The sequence below is a fragment of the Kitasatospora humi genome (assembly GCF_020907985.1).
Classification (GTDB): Bacteria; Actinomycetota; Actinomycetes; order Streptomycetales; family Streptomycetaceae; genus Kitasatospora; species Kitasatospora humi.
The window spans coordinates 1-1919 of record NZ_JAJJPA010000128.1; the positions used below are offsets into that span (position 1 = coordinate 1).

Consider the following 1919-nt stretch of genomic DNA (forward strand, 5'->3'; position numbering starts at 1 on the left):
CGTGTGTGCCCAGCATGGGCGATTGCTTGGGGGTGGAAGTCCCCTGGGGGAAGAGGTGGTGCTAACCCCGAGCTGGAGGCAAGGGCGTCATCGTGAGGTGGGGTCTGGAGGAAGCCCGAGGCGAGACCTGGGTACCGAGGAACACGAACCGTGTATGAGGCGGTCCGATCGGGTGAGCCAGCACGCGATGGCGATGCCCGTCACTACCAAGAAGGTCGGGGCGTAGACACGGCGGGGATCCAGGGACAGTGATCGTTCTTACCTGGGGAGATCTGTCCGGGTGTCGGTTGTGCTGAGTTGTCGCCGCGCCGACGGTTGGGGTCGAGAGGCCTCGGCTGACCGGGCAGAAGTCAGCAGAGGTCGTAGTACCAGCCGGGATGAGCAGGTGGGCTGGGAAGGGCCGAACATCGAGTGGAACGGGTGATGTGGTGGTTGCTCGTGCCGGTCACGGTGATCGCAGCCGACCCGCTTCGGCGGGGCCGTCGGGGGAGGAGCCGGTGCATCCGGTGGGGTCCCCGGCGGAGCGTAGTGACCGGTCGGCGCACTCCACGGAAGACGTTCACCGCGAACGGGGGCCTTCGTTGTGGGAGTCGATGCTCTCGAAGGAGAACCTGCTCGCGGCGCTCAACCGCGTCGAGTCCAACCGGGGTGCCCCGGGGGTGGACGGCATGACCACGGCAGAGTTGCGGTCGTGGGTGCTGGTCAACTGGCCCGCTGTTCGGGCCGCACTCGATGCGGGCACCTACCGGCCGGCGCCGGCCCGTCAGGTGATCATCCCGAAGCCTGGCGGCGGCGAGCGGTTGCTGGGGGTGCCGGTTGTGCTGGACCGCTTGATCCAGCAGGCCATCGCGCAGGTCCTCGTGCCGATCTTCGACCCGCACTTTTCCGGGTCGTCGTTCGGGTTCCGTCCCGGCCGGTCCGCCCATCAGGCGGTCCGGGTCGCCAGGCGGGCGATCGAGGACGGCCACCGGTGGGTCGTGGACCTTGATCTGGACCGGTTCTTCGACCGGGTCCAGCATGATGTCCTGATGGCCAGGGTGGCGCGCAGGGTCGATGACCGCAGAGTCTTGAAACTGATCCGCCGGTATCTGGAAGCCGGGATCATGGTGGACGGCGTGAAGATGCCGAGTGCGGAGGGGACGCCGCAGGGTTCCCCGCTGTCGCCGGTGCTGTCGAACATCATGCTCGACGACCTGGACCGGGAGTTGTTCAAGCGCGGTCACCGGTTCGTCCGCTACGCGGATGACGTGCGCGTGTTCGTGCGCAGCAGACGGGCCGCCCAGAGGGTGCTCGACTCCGTCACCGATGTGGTCGAGCGGCGGTTGAAACTGAAGGTCAACCGGGCCAAGTCGAAGGTGGTCCCGGCGTCCGTCATGACGATGCTGGGGTTCGGCTTCTACTTCACCCGGGGCGGCAGGGTCGGGGTCCGGGTCGATCCGAAGGCGATCAAGCGCCTGAAGGAGCGACTACGGGAACTGACCTCGCGCCGGTGGAGCATCGCGATGGATGAACGCATCGCGAAGATCAACCGCTTCACCACCGGCTGGATGGGCTACTTCCAGCTCGCGGACGGCGCACACCTGTTCCGCGAGCTGGACAAGTGGCTTCATCGCCGCATGCGGCAGATCCGCTGGAAGGAGTGGAAGCGCTTCGCGGCCAGACGCCGGAACCTGCTCAGGCTCGGGATCCCCGAGCGGTCCGCCCACCAGTGGGCCGCCAGTAGCAAGGGCTACTGGCGGATCGCGGGCTCCGGAATCCTCCAGCGTGCTCTGCCCAACGCCTACTGGGACGACCTGGGGCTGAAGATGCTCAAGCCGACCTGGCAACGGTTGAGATCAGCTTGGTGAACCGCCGGATGCGTGACCCGCATGTCCGGTGGTGTGGGAGGAGGGCCGGGCGACCCGGCCCTCCTACCCGAT

At 67.1% G+C, this 1919-nt stretch carries 1 protein-coding gene; it reads left to right on the forward strand.

The features are described 5' to 3' along the window. Window positions 1-593 precede the first annotated feature (593 nt). Window positions 594-1847, forward strand: a complete 1254-nt coding sequence (gene ltrA / locus LN042_RS36675) for a group II intron reverse transcriptase/maturase (protein WP_230055802.1) — start codon at window positions 594-596, stop codon at window positions 1845-1847. Window positions 1848-1919 lie beyond the last annotated feature (72 nt).